Origin of the sequence: Amycolatopsis regifaucium, assembly GCF_001613935.1 — a bacterium.
GTDB lineage: Bacteria > Actinomycetota > Actinomycetes > Mycobacteriales > Pseudonocardiaceae > Amycolatopsis > Amycolatopsis regifaucium.
In genome coordinates this window covers 130,681-148,882 of sequence record NZ_LQCI01000012.1, presented here as the reverse complement: position 1 = coordinate 148,882, position 18,202 = coordinate 130,681, and the positions used below count along the sequence as shown (strand labels likewise).

Here is an 18,202-nt window from a genome sequence, read left to right as displayed (position 1 = left end):
CGCATTCAGAGGACGAAACGCGGGGAGGGGGAAGGAGAGGGGGTCAGTCGCGGATTTGTTGCCAGATGAGGAAATACGCCCGGTGCACGACGTGCGCGACGCGGCTCTGGGCGGGTGTCGCACCGAAGGACGCGAAGGAACGCCACCAGCCGGCGCGCTCCAGGGCGTGCGCCGCCAGTTCGGCACGGGGGGCGCCCGGCTTGCCGAGCTGGGCACCGATATCGGCGTTGCTCCCGACGCGCAGAACCTCCTCCGACAGGTCCTCTGGCATGTCGACCGCGCCGGACGCGACCAGCGTGAGCGCTTCGAGCAGCCGCAGCTGGTGCGCTTCGGGCTTGGCGAGCAGGACCTCGATCGCGTCGTGGACGCGCTGCCGTTCGGCCGGGTCACCCGACGCGTGGGCCAGCGCGGTGACCGAAGCCAGCGCGGCGGCCGCCTTGATGCCGTCGGCGCGGGCGGCGAAGACGATGCTCAGGCGCTGCCGAACGGCTTCGAGCCCGGAGGCGTCGAGGAGCTTCCGGCGCAGCGAACCCGCGGTGATCTCGGGTTCCTTGCGGATCGCCTCGACCGCGTACCGGACGCCGAACAGGTCCAGCTTCTCCAGCAGCCGCAGCCGGGTGCCAGCCGCCACGTCGCATTCCCAGCTGGTGAAGATGTCCGCCGAGATCAGCATGGTCTCGAGGATGTCGTCGTCCATTTCGGCCAGCTGGCGCAGCGCCTCGGCGTCGCCGGAGGTGAACCCGCCGGACTCCGCCGATTCCGCGATCAGCCCGATCACCGGCAGCACGTCGGCGACGCGGGGCTTCAGCGTCGCGGCCTGCTTCTCCGACAGCAGCGTCGCGGCCTTCCACACGTCGCCGCCCGAACCTTCGACCGACTCGGGCGCGATGGTGTCCGCTTTGTTGAGCACCGCGATCGCGTTCACGGGACCGGCTTCGCGGCTCGCGGTCGCGGCGGTGAACGCGGCGAGCGCCTGCTGGTCGTCGGCGCGCACGCCCTGCGTGACCACGTAGAGCACGGCCTCGGCGCCCGCGACGGCGTTGCGCGAAGTGTCGTCCAACTCGTCGGAGCCCTCTTCGTCCTCATCTCCGTCGTCGGCCTTGCGGTGCTTCGCCGCGCCCAGCAGCTGCTCGGTCCGCGACACCGACGCCGCGTCGAGCGAGCCGAGGCCGGGGGTGTCGATGACGGTCATCCCCTGCAGGACCGCGTTGGTGAGGTACGCCTCGATATGCGAGACCTTGTCGATCTCGATGCCGAGCTCCGCCGGGATCATCCCGTCGGCGGCGAAGGGCAGCACCTGCTTGCGGCCGTCGTTGAAGACGATCTCGACGCGGTCGACCGTGCCGTACTGGAACCGGGTCACCAGCCGGGTGCACTCGCCGACGTCGGTCGGCGCGACCCGGCGGCCGATCAGGGCGTTGACCAGCGTGGACTTACCGGATTTGATCCGGCCCGCGACGGCGACCTGCAGCGGACCGCCCAGTCTGCGCAGCACCTCGGCGAAGCCGGCGGCGGTCCGCGCGGACACCTGCGGCTGCAGGCGATGGCAGAGGTTCGCCACCGACATCGACAGCGGACCGGCGAGCCGCCCCTGCTCCGTCGGTGACGTCACGGCGCCTGCCCCTCCCAGTCGTCGAGTCTGCCGAGTCGAATCGTGCCATGCCGCTCATCCTCGGGTCGCACCGAAGGTGGTACCGGCGAACGACGCGCGAGCGGTCCAGGCCGACATAGTGTTACCAGGTGCGACGGTTGAGCCTCTGGATGCGTGCCCACCCCATGGCGGGTGACAGTTTCATCGCCGTCGTCCTGTTGCTGACCGACCTGCTGGTCTACGTCGCGGCGACCGAGACGCCGGAAGTCCCCATGCCGCCCTGGTATGTGGCGTTGCCGCTGGACATCGCCATGGTGGTGCCGCTGGTCTTCCGCCGGAAGGCGACGCTGTGGTCGGCGTACCTGGTGCTGCTGATCGGCATCCCGCACGGCGCCCTGGAGCTGGGCGTGGCCAGCGGGCTGGCGTTGATGATCAGCATCTACTCGGTGCTGGTCTACGTCGGACGCAAACAAGGACTGCTGTACCTGGTGGCGACGCTCGTCACCTCGGGGATCCAGCTGTGGGTCGATCCGCCGGAGGACGTCTGGGTACTGGCGATCATCGGCGTCTTCGCCACCGCACTGTGCTGGACGCTCGGCGAGTTCGCCGGCGCGAGGCGTGCCTATCACGAGGAGGTGGAAGCCAGGTTGCATCTACTGGAGACGGAACGGGACCAGGCGACCAGGATCGCCGTCGGCGAGGAACGCGGACGGATCGCCCGTGAGCTGCACGACGTCGTCGCGCACGCGGTGAGTGTGATGGTCGTGCAGGCCGATGGCGCGTCCTACGCGGTCGACGGGAATCCCGAGATGGCGAAACGGGCCTTGCAGACGATTTCGGAGACCGGCCGCGGCGCGCTCGCCGAGCTGCGGCGGCTGCTGGACGTGCTCCGCAGCGACGGTGACGACGAACCGCGCGTGCCGCAGCCGGACGCCAGCGCGCTGACCGACCTCGCGGATCGCATCCGGCTGGCCGGGGTGCCGGTGACGCTGGCGATCGGCGCGAACGCGCTCGACGGCCTGCCCGCCGGTGTCTCGCTCGGTGTGTACCGGATCGTCCAGGAGTCGCTGACGAACACGCTCAAGCACGCCGGGCACGGCGCGCAGGCGGAGGTACGGGTGCGCCGGGAGGCGGACGTCATCGACGTCCTGGTCACCGACGACGGTGCCGGCCACGCCAAACAGCTCGTGCCCAGCGCGACGAAGGCCGCTCCACACGGAGCGCCTACCGGGCCGCGAAGGCTCACGGTCCCCGGCGGGAACGGTTTGATCGGAATGAAGGAACGGGCGAACGTCTTCGGCGGCACGCTGGAGGTCGGCCCCGCTCCCGGTGGAGGGTGGCAAGTGCACGCGAGGCTCCCGGTTAGGTTGGCGACGTGATCCGAGTGGTGGTCGTCGACGACCAGGAATTGATGCGCGTCGGGTTCCGGATGGTCCTGGGCGCGCAGGCCGACATCGATGTCGTCGGCGAGGCCGGGGACGGCGCGCAGGCCATCCGCCTCGCCGAGGAACTACGGCCGGACGTCGTGCTGATGGACGTCCGGATGCCGGTGCTGGACGGGGTCGAGGCGACGAAACGGATCGTCGAGGCCGGAACGGCGCGGGTGCTCGTCATGACGACGTTCGATCTGGATGAGTACGTCTATTCGGCGTTGCAGGGCGGGGCGAGCGGGTTCCTGTTGAAGGACACGCAGCCGGATCACCTGGTCTCGGCGCTGCGGGCGGTCGCTTCCGGCGATGCCGTGGTCTCGCCGTCGGTCACGCGGCGGTTGCTCGACCGGTTCGTCGGCGGCGGTGGGAAGCCGATGCGGGACGCGGTCGAACTCGACGTCCTCACCGAGCGCGAGCGGGAGGTACTCGTGCTGATCGCGAAGGGTCTTTCGAACCTTGAGATCGCCGAGACGCTGTTCCTGTCCGAAGCGACGGTGAAAACGCACGTCGGCCGGATCCTGTCGAAGCTGGATCTGCGGGACAGGGTGCAGGCCGTGGTGCTCGCCTACGAGACCGGTTTGGCGCGGCCCGGCGTCACCTGAGAACTTCTGCGGAAAAGTGGTCATTCGGTGAGCACTTTGCGGCGGATCCTTGTCTCCAGAGCCACTACCGAAGGAGAAGGAAATGCTGCGAGGACTCACCACCACCACGTTCTACGCCGACGACCTGTCCGCCGCGATCGAGTGGTACACCGACCTCTTCGGGATCGAGCCGTACTTCGTCCGCGACGGTCATGACGAGAAGCCGGCGTACGCGGAGTTCCGGATCGGCGATTACCAGCACGAGTTCGGGCTGCTCCGCAGCGACTACCGGCCCGCGCTCGCCCAGCCCGGCCCCGGCGGAGCGATCGCGAACTGGGCCGTCGACAACGTCGAAGACGCCTTCGCGAAGCTGCTCGACAAGGGCGCGAAGGAGTACGAGCCGGTCATCGAGCGCGGACCCGGTTTCGTGACCGCGGCGGTCGTCGACCCGTTCGGCAACGTCCTCGGCGTCATGTTCAACCAGCACTACCTGGACGTGCTGGCCGGGAAGAAGTAGCGCTCCCGGCCAGCACGCTCTCAGCGGTACAGGGTGTGCTCCGCCGTCTCCGGATCCTTGCCCGCGTCCCGGACTTCGGCCATCCACTTGCCGAAGTCGGGACGTGAGCCGTCGATGTCGGTCAGGCCGTATTCGTTCATCAGCGTCCACGACGCCAGCGTTTTGCCCGCGAACCGCGAGACCTCCGGATCGGTCGCCAGCTTCGCGACGCCACGGCCGAGCAGCGTCGGGGTCTCCGAGATGGCGAAGTCGACCGGCGCGGACTTGCCCACCGCGTCCCGCCACGTCTCTTCGGTGACCTTGAAGTAGTCGAGCATCGCCTCCGACCGCAGGAAGCCCGGCGTCACGGTCATGCCGACGCAGCCGTACTTCTTCAGTTCGGCCCCCAGCGCCCTGCCGATCGCGCGGATGCCGCACTTCGCGAGGAAGTACGGGATCCCCGCGCCGACGTACTCGTCGTGATCGCCGTCGGTGACCTCGATGACGAGACCACCCTCGGACTTCACGACCAGCGGGAGGAGCCGGTGCAGCGCGATCAGATGGGTGTCGAGCGCGTTGTGCACCAGAGTGAGCGCGTCGTCGAGACTGGAATCCCAGTACGCCCCATCGAAGTCCGCGTACTGATCGCCGCCCCAGACGTCGTCGACCAGTACGTCGATCCGGCCGTCCACTTCGGACTCGATCCGCGCCTTCAAGGCGTCCACATCGGACACCACGGTGAAGTCGGTCCGCACGGGGACACCCCTCCCGCCCGCCGCGTCGACGAGCTCCGAGGTGTCCTCGATCGTCTCCGACCGCTTCATCGGCGACTGGCGCTCGCGTGTCGAACGGCCGGTTACGAACACCGTCCAGCCGAGCCTGCCCAGTTCCACCGCGATCGCCCGGCCACAACCACGCGTCGCCCCCGTGACCACCGCTACTTTAGGATCCACTTCGCACACTTCCCTTCCACGCGGTCAACACCGCGTCCACGTCTTGCCCCACCCGGTCGACGAACCGGCCCTTCGGCCGGATCGACCAGTCCAGCGCGGCCCCGTTCGTCACCCCCAGCAGCACTCGCGCCGCACGGACGACACCCGGCGCACCCGGCAGGTCACGCGCCGCGACCCGCATCAGCCGTCGCAATTCCGCTTCCACCGCGGTGAAATGCTCGCCGAGCAGGGCACGGAGTTCCGGATCTCCGATGTCCACGCCCAGCTGCCCGAGGTGGTTCGCCGCCGTCTCCGGGGTGCCGAGACCCTCGTAGACCACGACGATTGCGGCCCGCAGGCCCTCGACGGGATCGGCCAGCTCGCCGCAGTCCCGCATCCGCTCGACGACGGTCCGCGTGTTCAACCGGCTCAACGCCTGCAACAGGCCGTTTTTGGAACCGAACCGCTGAGCGACCGAGCCGACCGCGACCCCGGCCTCCGCCGCCACCTGTGCCAGCGTGAAACCTGGGCCGACCATGCCGATCACGGTCTCCGCCGCCTTCAGCAGTCGTTCGTCGGTGATGGTGCGAGGCCTCGCCATGTAGTTATTGAACCACGGTTCATTAACCCTGGCGATTCAGGGTCGGCCTCAGGGGCATCACCGATCGCGTACATCTCCCGGAGACGGCAAGCTACCTCTCAGGTCGGGTACCAGGTTGGCACCTCAGGATGACGCGCTCGGCCACCCACATGGACCACGATTGTTTCGCAGTCGCCGAGGGGAGCAGACATGATCGAGGCAGTGGGCCTCACCAAGCGGTACGGCAAGACACTGGCGGTGAACAACCTTTCCTTCTCCGTCGCGGGTGGCGAGGTCACCGGATTCCTCGGCCCCAACGGGGCGGGCAAGTCGACGACCATGCGCATGATCCTGGGCCTGGACAACCCGACCGCGGGTTCGGTGCGCATCGGAGGCAAGCTCTACCGCGAGCTGAAGGACCCGCTGCGGACGGTCGGCGCCCTGCTGGACGCCAAGTGGGTGCACCCCAACCGGTCGGCGCGGGCGCATCTGCAGTGGATGGCGAGGTCGAACAAGATCCCGGCGGCCAGGGTCGACGAGGTACTCGAAATCGTCGGGCTCACCAGCGTCGCCGGAAAGCGCGCCGGCGGCTTCTCCCTCGGCATGTCGCAGCGACTGGGGATCGCGGCGGCGCTGCTGGGCGACCCGGAGGTCCTCCTCTTCGACGAGCCGGTCAACGGCCTCGACCCCGAGGGCATTCTCTGGATCCGGAAGTTCATGCACCGGCTGGCCGACGAAGGCCGCACCGTACTCGTTTCCTCACACCTGCTTTCGGAGATGGCGCTGACCGCGAGCCAACTGGTCGTGATCGGCAAGGGGCAGCTGATCTCCCAGTCCTCCACCGCGGACTTCATTTCGCGCGCCGCCGAGAACACGGTCAAGGTCCGTTCGCCGCGGCTGCCCGCGCTGAGCTCCGCGCTGACCAAGGCGAGCGCGCAGGTCACCGCCGTCGACAACGCGCTCATCGTGTCCGGAATGGACAGTGACAAGATCGGCGAGATCGCCGCGGCCAACCAGATCGTGCTGCACGAGCTCAGCCCGCAGACCGGCTCCCTGGAGCAGGCCTTCATGCAGATCACCGGCGATTCGGTCGAGTACCACACCGGTCTCGAAGCCGAAGCCGCCGAAGTGATCGCAGCCGCCCAGTAGCCGCTTACCTTCCGAGGAAAGAAAAGCCATGACTCTGCTCGCTGTGGAACGCATCAAGCTGTTCACCACACGCTCACCCTGGTGGTGCGCGCTGGCCGCACTGGCGGTCGTGATCGGCTTCGCCGCCATCGTCTCCAGTGCCGCACCCACCGGGGAACTCACCGAGGTCAGCTGGACCCAGTTCGGTTACGGCTTCGGCATGGCCGTGATCATGGTGTTCGCCGCGCTTTCGGTGACCACCGAATACCGCTTCGGCACCATTCGCACCACCTTCCAGGCCGTGCCGAACCGCACCTCGGCGCTGCTGGCCAAGACCGGCGTGGTCGCGGCCCTGTCGCTCGTGATCGGCGAGATCGCCGCGTTCGGCGCCTGGGGCCTCGCCTCGCTCATGCGGCCGGAAGACCTCATGCTGAACACCACCGCGGAATGGATCAATGTCGCCGGGGTGGGGGTGGTGTTCGCGCTCGCCTCGGTGATCGCGATCGCCGTCGGCATCCTGATCCGGCACAGTGCCGGCGCCATCTCACTCGTGCTGATCTACGCCCTCGCGGTGGAGAACCTGGTCCAGCTCATCCCGAAGATCGGCAAGGACATCTACGAGTGGATGCCGTTCCGCGTCGCCGACAGGTTCCTCACCGGTTCGGGTTCGAGCCCCGGCGCGGCGGAAGCGCCGTTGAGCCAAGCCGGGTCGCTGGCCTACTTCGCCGGTTTCGCGCTGGTGCTGCTGGTCATCTCGCTGGTCGCCGCGAACAAGCGCGACGCGTAAGGACTTCCGCAGGGGAGGAAACCGGTCGCTCGGCTCGGGGGAGCGAAGCGACCGGACGGGGAGAAAAAGGGGAACAAGGACCGGGCCGCCTTATCGGGGGGCAGCCCGGTCCTTTCCCGCGTAAGGTCGGAATCCACCGGAGGGAGGGGTGATGATCGAGGCCGCCGGGCTCACGAAACGCTACGGTGACAAGCTCGCCGTCGACGATCTTTCCTTCACCGCCCGAGCGGGCCGGGTGACCGGGTTCCTCGGCCCGAACGGGGCGGGCAAGTCCACCACCATGCGGATGATGCTCGGGCTCGACAACCCGACGTCGGGCTCGGTGACCATCGACGGCAAGCCCTACCGGGACTTGCATGACCCACTGCGGACGGTCGGCGGCATGATGGACGCCACCTGGCGCCACCCCGGCCGCACCGCCCGCGAGCACCTCCGCTGGATCGCCGCGACCAACGGCCTTCCCGACAAGCGAGTCGACGAGGTGCTCCGGCTGGTCGGCCTGGAATCGGTCGCCCGCAAACGGGCCGGGCAGTTCTCGCTCGGGATGTCGCAGCGGCTCGGAATCGCCACGGCGCTGCTGGGCGACCCCCGGGTGCTGCTGTTCGACGAACCGGTCAACGGGCTCGATCCCGAGGGCATCGTGTGGATCCGGAAGCTGATGCACGCGCTCGCCGCCGAGGGCCGCACCGTGTTCGTGTCCAGCCACCTGCTGCCGGAGATGGCGCAGACCGCGCAGGACCTCGTCGTGATCGGCCGGGGGAAGCTGATCTATCAGGGCACGATGGAGGACTTCATCGGCCGGGCGAAGGGCCTCGGCGTGCGGGTCCGCAGCCCGCAGCTGCCCGAATTGCGCACAGCGCTGACCGAGAAGGGCGCCGAATTCCGCGAGGACGCCGGCGCGCTCATCGTGTCCGAAATGGACAGCGACGACATCGGCGAACTCGCGTTCGCCGCGGGCGCGACCCTGCACGAGTTGAAGCCGCTCACCGGCTCGCTCGAACAGGCGTACATGCAGTTGACCGCCGGAGCCGTCGAATACCGCACCGGCCAGGTTACGGAGGTCGGCCGATGACCGCGGTGAACCTGCTCCGCGCCGAGCGGATCAAGCTGCTGAGCACCCGCGCACCCTGGTGGTGCGCGGGCATCGCGGTCGTGGTGGCGCTCGCCTACACCGCGTTGTTCTTCGGTTTCGTTCCGTTGGAGGGCCAGACAGGCGTCAACTCGACCCAGGTCGCCAGCGCGCTCGGCCGCACCGTGGTGCTCGTCCTCGCCATCCTCGCGGCGGCGACGGAGTTCAACTGGGGCACGATGAAACTCACCTTCCAGGCGGTGCCCTCGCGTGTGCCCGCGTTGCTGGCGAAGGGCGCCGTCGTCGGGGTGTTCTCGGGACTGATCGGGCTACTGGTGGGCTTCGGCTCGTGGGCGGTCGCGTATCTGATCAAACCGGCCGCCGACCTGGGCTTGGCTTCGGGAGCCGACTGGCGCGCGGTGGCAGGCCAGGGCCTGACCTTCGCGCTGACCGGGCTGCTCGGCGTCGGCCTCGGACTGCTGTTCCGCAACCCCGCGTTCGCACTCGGGTTCGCCTTGGCCTGGACACAGTTGCTCGAAGGCCTCGTCGTGCTGATTCCGCGCGTGGGCGACGACATCTACCAGTGGATGCCGTTCTTCGCGGCGAATCAATTTTCCGGCCCCGATCTGACGGTTTCGATGCTGAAACTCCAGCCGCCGATGGGACCGTGGGGCTATTTGGCTTATTTCGCTGGTATCTGTGTGCTTGTCTATACGGCCGGACTGATGATCACCCACCGCCGGGACGCGTGAGCTTTTACCGCCACCAAAGGAGTTAAGTCCACGTTAAGAGGATGTGGCTTCTCTCACAGGAAGCGGACATACTGTTCCTGACCGGGCGATGCTCGGGATGAGCCTATTTTCGGCTCTTCGGCCCCGGAGGTGATCCTTGACGGTGGATTCCGGTCAGGGAGTAGAACGCATGATCCCGAAAGCTCGCACGGAAAGCACGCAACCGAGGCTCGAGCCCATGCTCGACCTCGAATGGTCACAGGCGATCGAACTACCCCGCACGGTGGCGTCCGCGACCCGGCCGTCCGATATCCGCCGCGCCTGGGTGCACCGCGCGCCCGAAGAACTCGTTGTCTCGCTGTACCGCGCGTCCAGCGGAATGCACGGGGAAATTCCCGCACCGTGGTGGCTTCGCGCCGTCGTGGAAGGCAGACTCGAATCGCGGGAACTCGGTTTCCGCATCGAAGATCGCATCGCCGGCCTGCTCGGCAGGCGGCCGGGTTGGGAATTCGTCCCGTGGGCCGCGGACGGGGAATCCGGCTACTGGGAGTTCATGCCTTCCGAACGCGGAGCGTCCGGGCATTCGATCCCGACCACGGTGCTGAACACCAGCCGCCACGACGGCTGGATCGACGTTCTCCCCGCCCACTCCAGCACGACGCCGCAGCCGATCGCGGTCGCCGGATTCGCGGGTCTGCGCTCGCGGCTGGGGGAGTTCGAAGCGGTCCGGTAACCCCACGTTTAATGGGTGGGTGGAAAACGAGGACCAGCCACGGATGCGCAGCGTGGTCAGTTATGTCAAACGCGGCGGCCGGATGACCGTCGGGCAGCAGCGAGCGTGGGACGAGCTGTGGCCGTCGCTCGGCCGCACGGTCGGCGAACTGCCCGAAGGCCCGGTGGACTTCGACGACTGGTTCGGCAGGCGGGCCCCGGTCATGGTGGAGATCGGTTCGGGGATGGGCGAGACCACCTCCCAGCTCGCCGCGGCCGCGCCGGAACTCAACTACGTCGCGGTCGAGGTCTACGACCCCGGGCTCGGCCAGCTGATGTTGCGCGCCGAGAAGCTCGGGGTGAAGAACCTGCGGCTGATGCACGGGGACGCCGTCATCCTGCTGACCGAGCACGTCGAGCCGGGCACGCTGGCCGGGGTCCGGCTGTTCTTCCCGGACCCGTGGCCGAAGAAGCGGCACCACAAGCGGCGGATCGTGCAACCGGAGTTCGTCTCGCTGGTGGCCTCGCGGCTCGAACCGGGCGGCACGTTCCACCTGGCGACCGACTGGGAGAATTACGCGGAGCAGATGATGGAGGTCTGCTCGGCCGAGCCGCTCCTGCGCAACCGCCACGCCGACGAGCCCGGCGGCTGGGCCCCGCGCCCGGAGTGGCGCCCGATCACCAAGTTCGAGAACCGCGCCGACGTCGAGGGCCGGATTTCGCACGACTTGCTTTTCGAACGCGTCTGACCTGCCGGAAAGGGCCGGTCAGGACGTCCCCCGTCCTGACCGGCCCGTTCGCACACCCCGTGCCTCCGGAATGCCCCCTGCGCATCCCCGTGCCCGTTCGTCCCTCCCCCGACAGAGGGACGATCGGGTCACCCGGCTCGTGGGTGGAACCATCGACTCCACCCACGAGACCTGCTCGCCCAGGCGCCATGACGCCATTCGGGCGAACTTTTCACTCGTCGGCGAGTGGCTCCGACTGCACCCGCTTGAGCGCCGGGGTCGAGACGGATGCCCCGAGCAACGCCACCCCGATTCCCAGCACCACGGGCGCCAGCAGCCACGGGCTCAGCACGACCGGGTCCTTCTCGACCATGCTGTAGAGCCCCACGCCGACGCCTATCCCGACCACACCCGCGCCGATGGTGGCCACCATCGCGGGCAGGGCCGCCTCCATCCGCAGCGCCCTCGCCAGCACCCGGACCGGTGTCCCGGCCGCGATGAGTGCCCCGAAGGTGCGACGGCGGTCCATCACCGAACCGGCGGTCGCCACGGCCGCACTGCAGCCGGCGAGCACCCCGGCGGCGATCAGGCCGATGACGGTGACCCGGCGCAGGTCGGCCAGTTCCTGCTGCTGGCCGATCAGGTGCAGGCCACGGCTGCCGACCTCGACCCCCGGCGCCGCCCCGACCAGCGCCGTCCGCACGACCTCGCCGTTCGACGGAGTCGTCGGCACGACCACGTCGAGGTTCTCCGGGGTGACCCCGGCGGGCAGCAGGGCCGGGTCGATGACGATCGTGCGGAAAGTGTCCTCTTCGGCCCCGGAGAACACCCGCACCGGGACGTTCCCGAGCGGCACGCCTGCCTGGTTCCACTGCTGGCTCACGCGGTACTTCGACAGGTCGAGCGGGGACGTGCTGTAGACCGCCGGGCCCGGCCGGCAGGAACCGCCGATGTTCACCCGCAACAGGCTCTCGGCGTCCTCGCAGGTCATCACGAAGGCTCGGTTCAGCGTCTCGGAGCGGGTTCCCGCCTCGCCGGTGGCCAGGTAGACCTGGCCGACGGCGACGGCCTTGTCGGCGATCCCGTTGCGGGCGAGGGAGGCGTTGGTCTGGTCGACCATCTGCTGGGCGTGGGCCGCGTCCGCGTCGGCGTAGATGATGTTGTCCTTGAAGGTCCGTCCACCGCCCGCCATCGACTCGAACGACGGCAGCAGCGTGAGCGCCATCGAACCGGTGAAGACCGCGAGCACGACACCCGCCGTGGCGCGGTAAGCGCTCTTCGGGTCGTCGCGGAGTCTGCGGCCCGCCAGCAGCGAGGCCGGTTTGCGCCAGACACGGACGAACGTGCCGCCCACCGCGGACGTGACCCACGGTCCGATGATCGCGGCCGACCCGACCAGCAGGAACAGGCCGAACATCACCATCGGCAGGCTGGCTTGGTCCTGGCTCACCGCGAAGAGGAAGAAGGCGCCGGCCACCGGGACCGAGAGCAGACGCCACCAGTGCAGTGGTTTGCGAGCGTGCGCCGAAGCCGCGAACAGCGGTGTCTTCAGCACGCGACGGATGCCGAGCACCCCGGCGAAGACGACCAGCAGCGGGATCGCCACGGCGACCGCGACGGTCGAGCCGGTCGAAAGACCGAAGTCCGACGCGAGCCAGGTGCCACCACCCCACGGCACGAACGTCGCGAGGCCCTGTAACGCCGGTGCGACGAGGATGCCGAGCAACGCACCGACGATCGCGGACAACGCCGTCTCGCCGGCGACGATCTTCATCACCTGGCCGGGGGTCGCCCCTGCCAGCCGCAGCGCCGCCATCCGCACCTCACGCCGTGCGGCGGTGAGCCGGGCCGAAGACGCGACGAGCACCAGGCTCGGCACGAGCAGGACGATGACGCCGACCCAGGCGAGCAGTTCGAGCAGGGGGTCGGGCTCGGCCTGCTTGTTGGGAAAGCCGTCCGCGGCCTGCGCCGACTTCGGCATCGCGTCCGGGGTGTGGCCGACGACGGCGACCAGCTGCTCCGGATACATCAGCGAGTCCGGGCCGAGTGCGTTGACCAGTTTGCCGAAACGTTCCCCGAGCTGGGCCGACGGTGTCGACTGGATCAGTTTCCCGAGGGCGGGCGAAACGATCGCCTCGCCGGGGCCGGGCAGCTTCGGGATGCCCGGCGGCAGGCTGAGCATCGGCGAAGTGCCGGTCAGCGCGACGTCGACGCGGGTGATCTCACGGTCTCCGGCGTAGTCCTTGTTCGCCGCCATCAGCAGCGGCGCCGGACGCTGTGCCTCGCCCGAGTCGGAGTAGTAACTGTGGATGTCCTGCCAGATCGCCCGCTGCGAGCGGGCCTGCGTGGCACCCGGGAGGGAGGCCAGCAGGAGCACCAGACTGGTCGCGACGGCGACCCCGACCGCGGTGAGGATGGCCGACGTGCGGGTCCGGCGGTCGACCCGGAGCACCCGCATGGCCAGCTGGAAACTGTTCATTACGCGGCCAGCCTCGTCGCGATCAGGCCGTCGCGGATGGAGACGGTGCGCGGCATGGTCTCGGCGAGTTCGCGGTCGTGGGTCACCACGATCACGGCGGCACCGCTGTCGGCGGCCGCCGAGAGCAGGGCGTCCATGGTGGCGCGGCCGGTGCGGGTGTCGAGGGCGCCGGTCGGCTCGTCGGCGAAGATCACCTTCGGCCGGTGCGTCAGCGCCCGCGCGATCGCGACACGCTGCGCCTCACCACCGGAAAGCTCACCGGGACGGCGCTTCTCCTTGCCGGCGAGGCCGAGTTTCGCCAGCCATTCGCGGCCGGCCTCGATGGATTCCTTACGGCCCTTGCCACCGAGCAGCGAAGGCAACGCGACGTTCTCCTCGGCGCTCAATTCGGCGACGAGCATTCCGGACTGGAACACGAAGCCGAACTCGGTGCGCCGCAATTCGCTGCGCTTGCGCTCGTTGAGCTGGTCGACCCGTTGACCGGCGAGGAAGATCTGCCCCGAGTCGGCGCGGAGGATCCCGGCGAGCACGTGCAGCAGGGAGGTCTTGCCCGAGCCGGAGGGCCCGACGATGGCGACCGCGTCACCCGCCTGGATGTCGATGTCGATCCCGGCCAGCGCGTACTGCGTGCCGTACCGCTTCACCAGTCCACGCCCGGCGAGTACCGGCTGCCCTGTCCACTGTGGATCTTCCACCGTGATTCTCCCTAGTCAGTCACTTGGTGTTCCGCTTCGGGGAAGAGCTTCGCTTCGAAGGGCCTGTGTCCACTTCGGGCAGACGGCCAGTGCTGATCACGCGCGCATCGGCCGATCGGCCGACCCACGTCGGGCCGGTCGGCCAAGGTGCGGACGGCGGCGGATCCTCTACCGTCACGGTGTGACAGCAGGTCCAGCCCAGAACAGGTTTTACGCACGCGCGGTCTCGCTCGTGCGGCGTATCGGCATTCCCGCGGCCGTGCTCCTGGCCGCGCTCGGTTTCGACCTGCTCTTCATCACCGACGCCGCGTTCGACAACACGGGTCCCCGAGGCATCGACCTTCTGCTGTTCCCCGGCATCTTCGCGATGGTGTTCTGCGCGCTCTGGGCGCAGAGACGGGCGGCCGTCGCCGCTGTCGCCGCGTCGGTCGTGCTGGTGGCCTACACACTGGTCGTCCGGTATTTCGACATCCCGACCTACTCGAGCGTCCTCGCCCATCTGTCCATCACCGAGGTGGTGGCCGGGGTGGAGGTGCTGTTCTACGCGGCGCGCCGGACGCGGCCGGGGGTCGCGTTCGCCGTGATCAGCGGACTGGTGCTGGCGACCCTGACCGCGGTTTCGGGCCGGTACTACTACGGCAGCCCGTTGAACAGCACTATGGCGCAGGCGATGCTGTTCGGCGGCATCCTGCTCGGCGGCACGCTGGCCTTCGCGATTCCCGGACGCGATCGTACGGCGCATCCGAACCGCTACGAGAACCTGCAGAAGATCAACAAGATGGTGATGGGCCAGTGGCCGCTCATCGGCATGCTGGGCTTCGCGCTGATCCTGGAGTTCGGCTTCACCTACGCCAGCGGAGCCCACGGCTTCCCCATCCTGATCTGCTCGATCGTCGCCGCGGTCATCGCGGTCGCCGCCCCGCGACGGCCTGCCGACGCGATGGTCGGACTCACCGCCGTCATGCTGCTGTCCGCACTGGTGACGCCGTTCCTCCGGCTCGGCTACGAATACGCGACGCCGGGTGGCGTGCCGGGGACGCAGGTCGTCGCGGGAATGGGCGCGATCGTCACGCTGGTGCGAGCGGTCGGGCTCGGCAACGCCATGCCACGGCTCGCGGGGATGACCGGGGTGGTGGTGATCGCCTGCGTTCTCAACACCAGACGGCCGAGTCCCCGGCTGATGACCGATCCCGACGACATCGCCGGATTCGCGATCGCCGGTCTGCTGCTGCTCGGCATCTCGGTGGCGGTCGGCCTCGCGCTGCGGTCACGGGATTCGGAGCGCACCCAGGTCATCCAGTCGGCGATCAGCGACGCGCAGACGTCGGAGCGGATGGCGCTCGCGCGGGAACTGCACGACGTCGTCGCCCACCACGTGACCGGGATCGTCGTGCAGGCGCAGGCGGCGAAGCTGATGGGCGAGAAGAATCCGCAGATCGCGGTCGAGGCGATGGGCCGGATCGAGGACGCCGGGGTGGAGGCGCTCGCGGCGATGCGGCGGCTCGTGCGGAGCATGCGCGGCGACGCTCCGGCCGGGAGCAGCGAGTTCAGCGAACAGGCCACCACCGATCTCGCCGCCGACCTGCGGACGCTGATCGAACGGTCGAACCACGGCGTGGAGACGTCGATGAAGCTGGAACTGCCGTCGAACGTGCCGCATGAGGTCGGGCGGTCGGCGTTGCGGCTGGTGCAGGAGTCACTGACGAACATCGGCAAGCACGCGTCCGGCGCGAAAGAGGCGCTGGTCATCGCCGAGGTGGTCGAAAACGAACTGCACCTCCAGGTGACCGACGACGGACGCGAGCCCCAGGGCCGTCCGGCGGGCGGGTCGGGCGGCTACGGTCTGATCGGCATGCGCGAACGCGTCGCCCTGCTGCACGGCCGGCTCTCCGCCGGGCGCGCGCCGGGCGGCGGCTGGCGCGTCGAAGCGTGGCTACCACTTGAAGGAGAAGAGTGATCCGGGTACTGATCGCCGACGACCAGGACATGGTGCGGATCGGCTTCCGGATGATCCTGGACGCGCAGGACGACATCGAGGTCGTCGCCGACGTGGCGGACGGCGTCTCGGCGGTCGCGAAGGCGCGTGAACTGCGGCCGGACGTCTGCCTGCTGGACATCCGCATGCCGGGGATCGACGGGCTCGAGGTCACCAAGCAGCTGGCGGGACCGGACGTCACCGATCCGCTGAAGGTGGTGGTGGTCACGACGTTCGACCTGGACGAGTACGTGCACACCGCGTTGCGGAACGGCGCGAGCGGGTTCCTGTTGAAGGACGCCGGGCCCGCGCTGCTGATCGAGGCGGTGCGCGCGGCCGCGCGCGGTGACGCGCTGGTCTCGCCGCAGATCACCGTCCGGCTGCTGAAGCATTTCGACGGCGGGACGGTGAAACGCGACGTCAGCCCGCCTTCGGAGCCGCTGACGGCGCGGGAACTGGACGTGGTCAAGGCGGCCGCGAAGGGCCTGACGAATACCGAGATCGGCGCCGAGCTGTTCCTGTCGCTGTCGACGGTGAAGACGCATCTGGCGTCTGTGCAGGGGAAGATCGGTGCGCGGAACCGGGTGGAGATCGCCGCGTGGGCGTGGCGGAGCGGCGTAGTGGACTGAGCTGAGTGTGGGTGCAGGCGACCAAGGTCTCTTGATCTTTTGGAGTCGCGCCCTTTTGGCCGAAGGCCCCGCTGTCTCGGCGGCAGGGCGCCGACAAGAAGTCCGTGACATCGATGACCAGCCACGCCCTGGCGACGAGATAGCGGTCGGCGCGATAGAAGGTTCAGTCCGTAAACTCTTTTCATGCAACGCCGTTTCCACGCTCCTGTCGTTCTCCCCGCCGACCCCGCTTGCTCGTTGCTGCGTGACGCCGTGGTCGACGTGGACGAGACGGGGCGTATCACCCATGTCGGTCCCGCATCCGGGGCTCCCGAAACGTCCGCTCCCGTGACCCGGTTGAGCGGTATCCTCCTGCCCGGTCTGGTCAACGCGCACGCGCACAGCCCGATGACCCTGCTGCGCGGGATGGGCGGCGACCTGCCGCTGCTGCGGTGGCTGACCGAAATCATCTGGCCGACCGAGGCGAAGCTGAAGCCCGCCGACATCCGCACGGGCATGCTGCTCGGCTCGGTCGAGATGCTGCGGCACGGCGTCACGACCAGCGCGGAGATGTACTTCGAAGGCGAACAGCTCGCCGACGCGGTGCTCGCCACCGGTGGCCGCGTGCTGCTGGGCCCGCCGATCATGGAGCTGCCGGGGATGGACTGGCGCGCGATGCTCAAGGGCATCGAACGCTGGATCGACACCGACGGCCTCCGGTTCGGCCCCGGTGAGCGGATCGAAGTCGGCTACGGACCGCACTCGGCGTACATGCTGAACGAAGACGCACTGCGCGCGACCGCGGAATCGGCGGCCGAGCGCGGCGCGCTGGTGCAGATCCACGTGGCGGAGGCGGCGCTCGAAGACGTCAAGCAGCGTGAAGAGCACGGCTCGGTGCCCGCGCTGCTGGAGAAGGTCGGAATGCTGCGGGGCCGAACGCTGGCCGCGCACGCCATCCACCTGTCCGACGAGGACATCGCGCTGTTCGCCGCGCGCGGCGTCGGGGTCGCGCACTGCCCGGGCTCGAACGCGAAGCTCGCTTCGGGTATCGCGCGGGTCACGGAGCTGCGGAAGGCCGGTGTCGCCGTCGGGCTGGGCACGGACGGCCCGGCGTCGAACGACGACATCGACCTGTGGGAGGAGCTGCAGCTCTCGGCGATGTTCGCGCGGCTCGCGACCGGCGAGTCGACGGTGCTGACCGCGGCCGACGCGTTCCTGCTCGGCACCCGCGGTGGCGCGGACGCGCTGGGCCGAGCCGACATCGGCGCGCTGGAAACCGGCCGGTGGGCGGACATGGTGCACGTCGACCTGGACGACCCGGCCTTCGCGGCGGGCATCGACGTCCCGGACGAACAGCTGCTCTCGAACCTGGTGTGGGCCGCGGGCTCACGCCGGGTGCGCGACGTGTGGGTGGCGGGCGAGCAGGTCGTCGGCGACGGCGAATCCCTGCGGGTGGACCGCGCGCAGGTGCAGGCCGAAGTCGCCGAAACCTCGGCGCGGCTGCGCTCTTAACTCACCTACGCAGCCCCCCACCCGTCCCAGGGGGCGGCCCCGAGGCCAGTCTATCGGGGGTCGCTGCTGGGAAGGGGCGGAAAGGGCTGAGTGAGGCGGAGTTGCCCACAACGGTGAGGGGCTGTGGACAACTGGGGGCGGCTGGATCGGCTGGGATTTCCGAGGTCGG

17 protein-coding genes are annotated in these 18,202 nt (G+C 68.9%); 12 read left to right on the top strand and 5 right to left on the bottom strand.

All coding sequences use genetic code 11. The annotated features are described in order from the left end of the window. Window positions 1-43: 43 nt before the first annotated feature. Window positions 44-1,612, bottom strand: a complete 1,569-nt coding sequence (locus tag AVL48_RS15135) for a dynamin family protein (protein WP_061981731.1) — start codon at window positions 1,610-1,612, stop codon at window positions 44-46. Window positions 1,613-1,776: 164 nt separating this feature from the next. On the opposite strand from AVL48_RS15135, the gene AVL48_RS15130 reads away from it, so the two are divergent. The 3 genes from AVL48_RS15130 to AVL48_RS15120 all read left to right on the top strand — a co-directional run bounded on the left by AVL48_RS15130 (window position 1,777) and on the right by AVL48_RS15120 (window position 4,119). After that, on the top strand, window positions 1,777-2,970 hold the full coding sequence (locus AVL48_RS15130) for a sensor histidine kinase (RefSeq protein WP_061981730.1): 1,194 nt from the start codon (window positions 1,777-1,779) through the stop codon (window positions 2,968-2,970). Then, on the top strand, window positions 2,967-3,623 hold the full coding sequence (locus AVL48_RS15125; RefSeq protein WP_061981729.1) for a response regulator: 657 nt from the start codon (window positions 2,967-2,969) through the stop codon (window positions 3,621-3,623). Before AVL48_RS15130 ends, AVL48_RS15125 begins: the two co-directional genes overlap by 4 nt. Window positions 3,624-3,705: 82 nt before the next feature. Next, window positions 3,706-4,119 (top strand): VOC family protein, encoded by a 414-nt coding sequence (locus AVL48_RS15120; RefSeq protein WP_061981728.1) that lies wholly within the window; start codon window positions 3,706-3,708, stop codon window positions 4,117-4,119. Between the two features lie 20 nt (window positions 4,120-4,139). Here AVL48_RS15120 and AVL48_RS15115 read toward each other — a convergent pair whose 3' ends face one another. Next, window positions 4,140-5,051, bottom strand: coding sequence for an SDR family NAD(P)-dependent oxidoreductase (locus AVL48_RS15115; RefSeq protein ID WP_061981727.1), 912 nt, complete (start codon window positions 5,049-5,051; stop codon window positions 4,140-4,142). After that, window positions 5,041-5,631, bottom strand: coding sequence for a TetR/AcrR family transcriptional regulator (locus AVL48_RS15110; protein ID WP_061981726.1), 591 nt, complete (start codon window positions 5,629-5,631; stop codon window positions 5,041-5,043). Before AVL48_RS15110 ends, AVL48_RS15115 begins: the two co-directional genes overlap by 11 nt. A gap of 189 nt (window positions 5,632-5,820) precedes the next feature. Between AVL48_RS15110 and AVL48_RS15105 the strand changes: the two genes are divergently transcribed. The 6 genes from AVL48_RS15105 to trmB all read left to right on the top strand — a co-directional run bounded on the left by AVL48_RS15105 (window position 5,821) and on the right by trmB (window position 10,785). Further along, window positions 5,821-6,759, top strand: a complete 939-nt coding sequence (locus tag AVL48_RS15105; protein ID WP_061981725.1) for an ABC transporter ATP-binding protein — start codon at window positions 5,821-5,823, stop codon at window positions 6,757-6,759. 28 nt (window positions 6,760-6,787) lie between these two features. Further along, a complete protein-coding gene (locus AVL48_RS15100) occupies window positions 6,788-7,525 on the top strand; it encodes an ABC transporter permease (protein ID WP_061981724.1) in 738 nt (245 codons plus the stop codon). A 151-nt stretch (window positions 7,526-7,676) separates the two neighbouring features. Further along, on the top strand, window positions 7,677-8,597 hold the full coding sequence (locus tag AVL48_RS15095) for an ABC transporter ATP-binding protein (protein WP_061981723.1): 921 nt from the start codon (window positions 7,677-7,679) through the stop codon (window positions 8,595-8,597). Next, entirely contained in the window at window positions 8,594-9,346 is a 753-nt protein-coding gene (locus tag AVL48_RS15090; protein ID WP_061981722.1) for an ABC transporter permease, read from the top strand. The genes AVL48_RS15095 and AVL48_RS15090 overlap by 4 nt, the downstream gene beginning before the upstream one ends. Window positions 9,347-9,515: 169 nt before the next feature. Then, entirely contained in the window at window positions 9,516-10,058 is a 543-nt protein-coding gene (locus AVL48_RS15085) for a hypothetical protein (RefSeq protein WP_061981721.1), read from the top strand. A 43-nt stretch (window positions 10,059-10,101) separates the two neighbouring features. Next, window positions 10,102-10,785 carry a tRNA (guanosine(46)-N7)-methyltransferase TrmB gene (gene trmB / locus AVL48_RS15080; protein ID WP_061981720.1) on the top strand — a complete coding sequence of 228 codons (684 nt, stop codon included), beginning with the start codon at window positions 10,102-10,104 and terminating at the stop codon, window positions 10,783-10,785. A 211-nt stretch (window positions 10,786-10,996) separates the two neighbouring features. Here trmB and AVL48_RS15075 read toward each other — a convergent pair whose 3' ends face one another. Both AVL48_RS15075 and AVL48_RS15070 read right to left on the bottom strand, forming a co-directional pair. Further along, window positions 10,997-13,243, bottom strand: coding sequence for an FtsX-like permease family protein (locus AVL48_RS15075; RefSeq protein WP_061981719.1), 2,247 nt, complete (start codon window positions 13,241-13,243; stop codon window positions 10,997-10,999). After that, the gene (locus tag AVL48_RS15070) at window positions 13,243-13,938 is read right to left on the bottom strand and encodes an ABC transporter ATP-binding protein (protein WP_061981718.1); all 696 of its coding nucleotides are present in this window, start codon (window positions 13,936-13,938) and stop codon (window positions 13,243-13,245) included. Before AVL48_RS15070 ends, AVL48_RS15075 begins: the two co-directional genes overlap by 1 nt. Window positions 13,939-14,119: 181 nt before the next feature. On the opposite strand from AVL48_RS15070, the gene AVL48_RS15065 reads away from it, so the two are divergent. From AVL48_RS15065 to AVL48_RS15055, 3 genes are all read left to right on the top strand, one after another. Next, the gene (locus AVL48_RS15065; RefSeq protein WP_061981717.1) at window positions 14,120-15,895 is read left to right on the top strand and encodes a sensor histidine kinase; all 1,776 of its coding nucleotides are present in this window, start codon (window positions 14,120-14,122) and stop codon (window positions 15,893-15,895) included. Continuing rightward, entirely contained in the window at window positions 15,892-16,542 is a 651-nt protein-coding gene (locus tag AVL48_RS15060; protein ID WP_061981716.1) for a response regulator, read from the top strand. The genes AVL48_RS15065 and AVL48_RS15060 overlap by 4 nt, the downstream gene beginning before the upstream one ends. Window positions 16,543-16,725: 183 nt before the next feature. Next, on the top strand, window positions 16,726-18,033 hold the full coding sequence (locus tag AVL48_RS15055) for an amidohydrolase family protein (RefSeq protein WP_061981715.1): 1,308 nt from the start codon (window positions 16,726-16,728) through the stop codon (window positions 18,031-18,033). Window positions 18,034-18,202 lie beyond the last annotated feature (169 nt).

What these genes read in the sequence shown, in the direction of transcription:
- AVL48_RS15130 (WP_061981730.1), top strand. Translation starts at nt 1,777, where the DNA reads ATGGCGGGTGACAGTTTCATCGCCGTCGTCCTGTTGCTGACCGACCTG.
- AVL48_RS15120 (WP_061981728.1), top strand. Translation starts at nt 3,706, where the DNA reads ATGCTGCGAGGACTCACCACCACCACGTTCTACGCCGACGACCTGTCC.
- AVL48_RS15110 (WP_061981726.1), bottom strand. Translation starts at nt 5,631, where the DNA reads ATGGCGAGGCCTCGCACCATCACCGACGAACGACTGCTGAAGGCGGCG.
- AVL48_RS15105 (WP_061981725.1), top strand. Translation starts at nt 5,821, where the DNA reads ATGATCGAGGCAGTGGGCCTCACCAAGCGGTACGGCAAGACACTGGCG.
- AVL48_RS15100 (WP_061981724.1), top strand. Translation starts at nt 6,788, where the DNA reads ATGACTCTGCTCGCTGTGGAACGCATCAAGCTGTTCACCACACGCTCA.
- AVL48_RS15095 (WP_061981723.1), top strand. Translation starts at nt 7,677, where the DNA reads ATGATCGAGGCCGCCGGGCTCACGAAACGCTACGGTGACAAGCTCGCC.
- AVL48_RS15090 (WP_061981722.1), top strand. Translation starts at nt 8,594, where the DNA reads ATGACCGCGGTGAACCTGCTCCGCGCCGAGCGGATCAAGCTGCTGAGC.
- AVL48_RS15085 (WP_061981721.1), top strand. Translation starts at nt 9,516, where the DNA reads ATGATCCCGAAAGCTCGCACGGAAAGCACGCAACCGAGGCTCGAGCCC.
- trmB (WP_061981720.1), top strand. Translation starts at nt 10,102, where the DNA reads ATGCGCAGCGTGGTCAGTTATGTCAAACGCGGCGGCCGGATGACCGTC.
- AVL48_RS15075 (WP_061981719.1), bottom strand. Translation starts at nt 13,243, where the DNA reads ATGAACAGTTTCCAGCTGGCCATGCGGGTGCTCCGGGTCGACCGCCGG.
- AVL48_RS15055 (WP_061981715.1), top strand. Translation starts at nt 16,726, where the DNA reads ATGCAACGCCGTTTCCACGCTCCTGTCGTTCTCCCCGCCGACCCCGCT.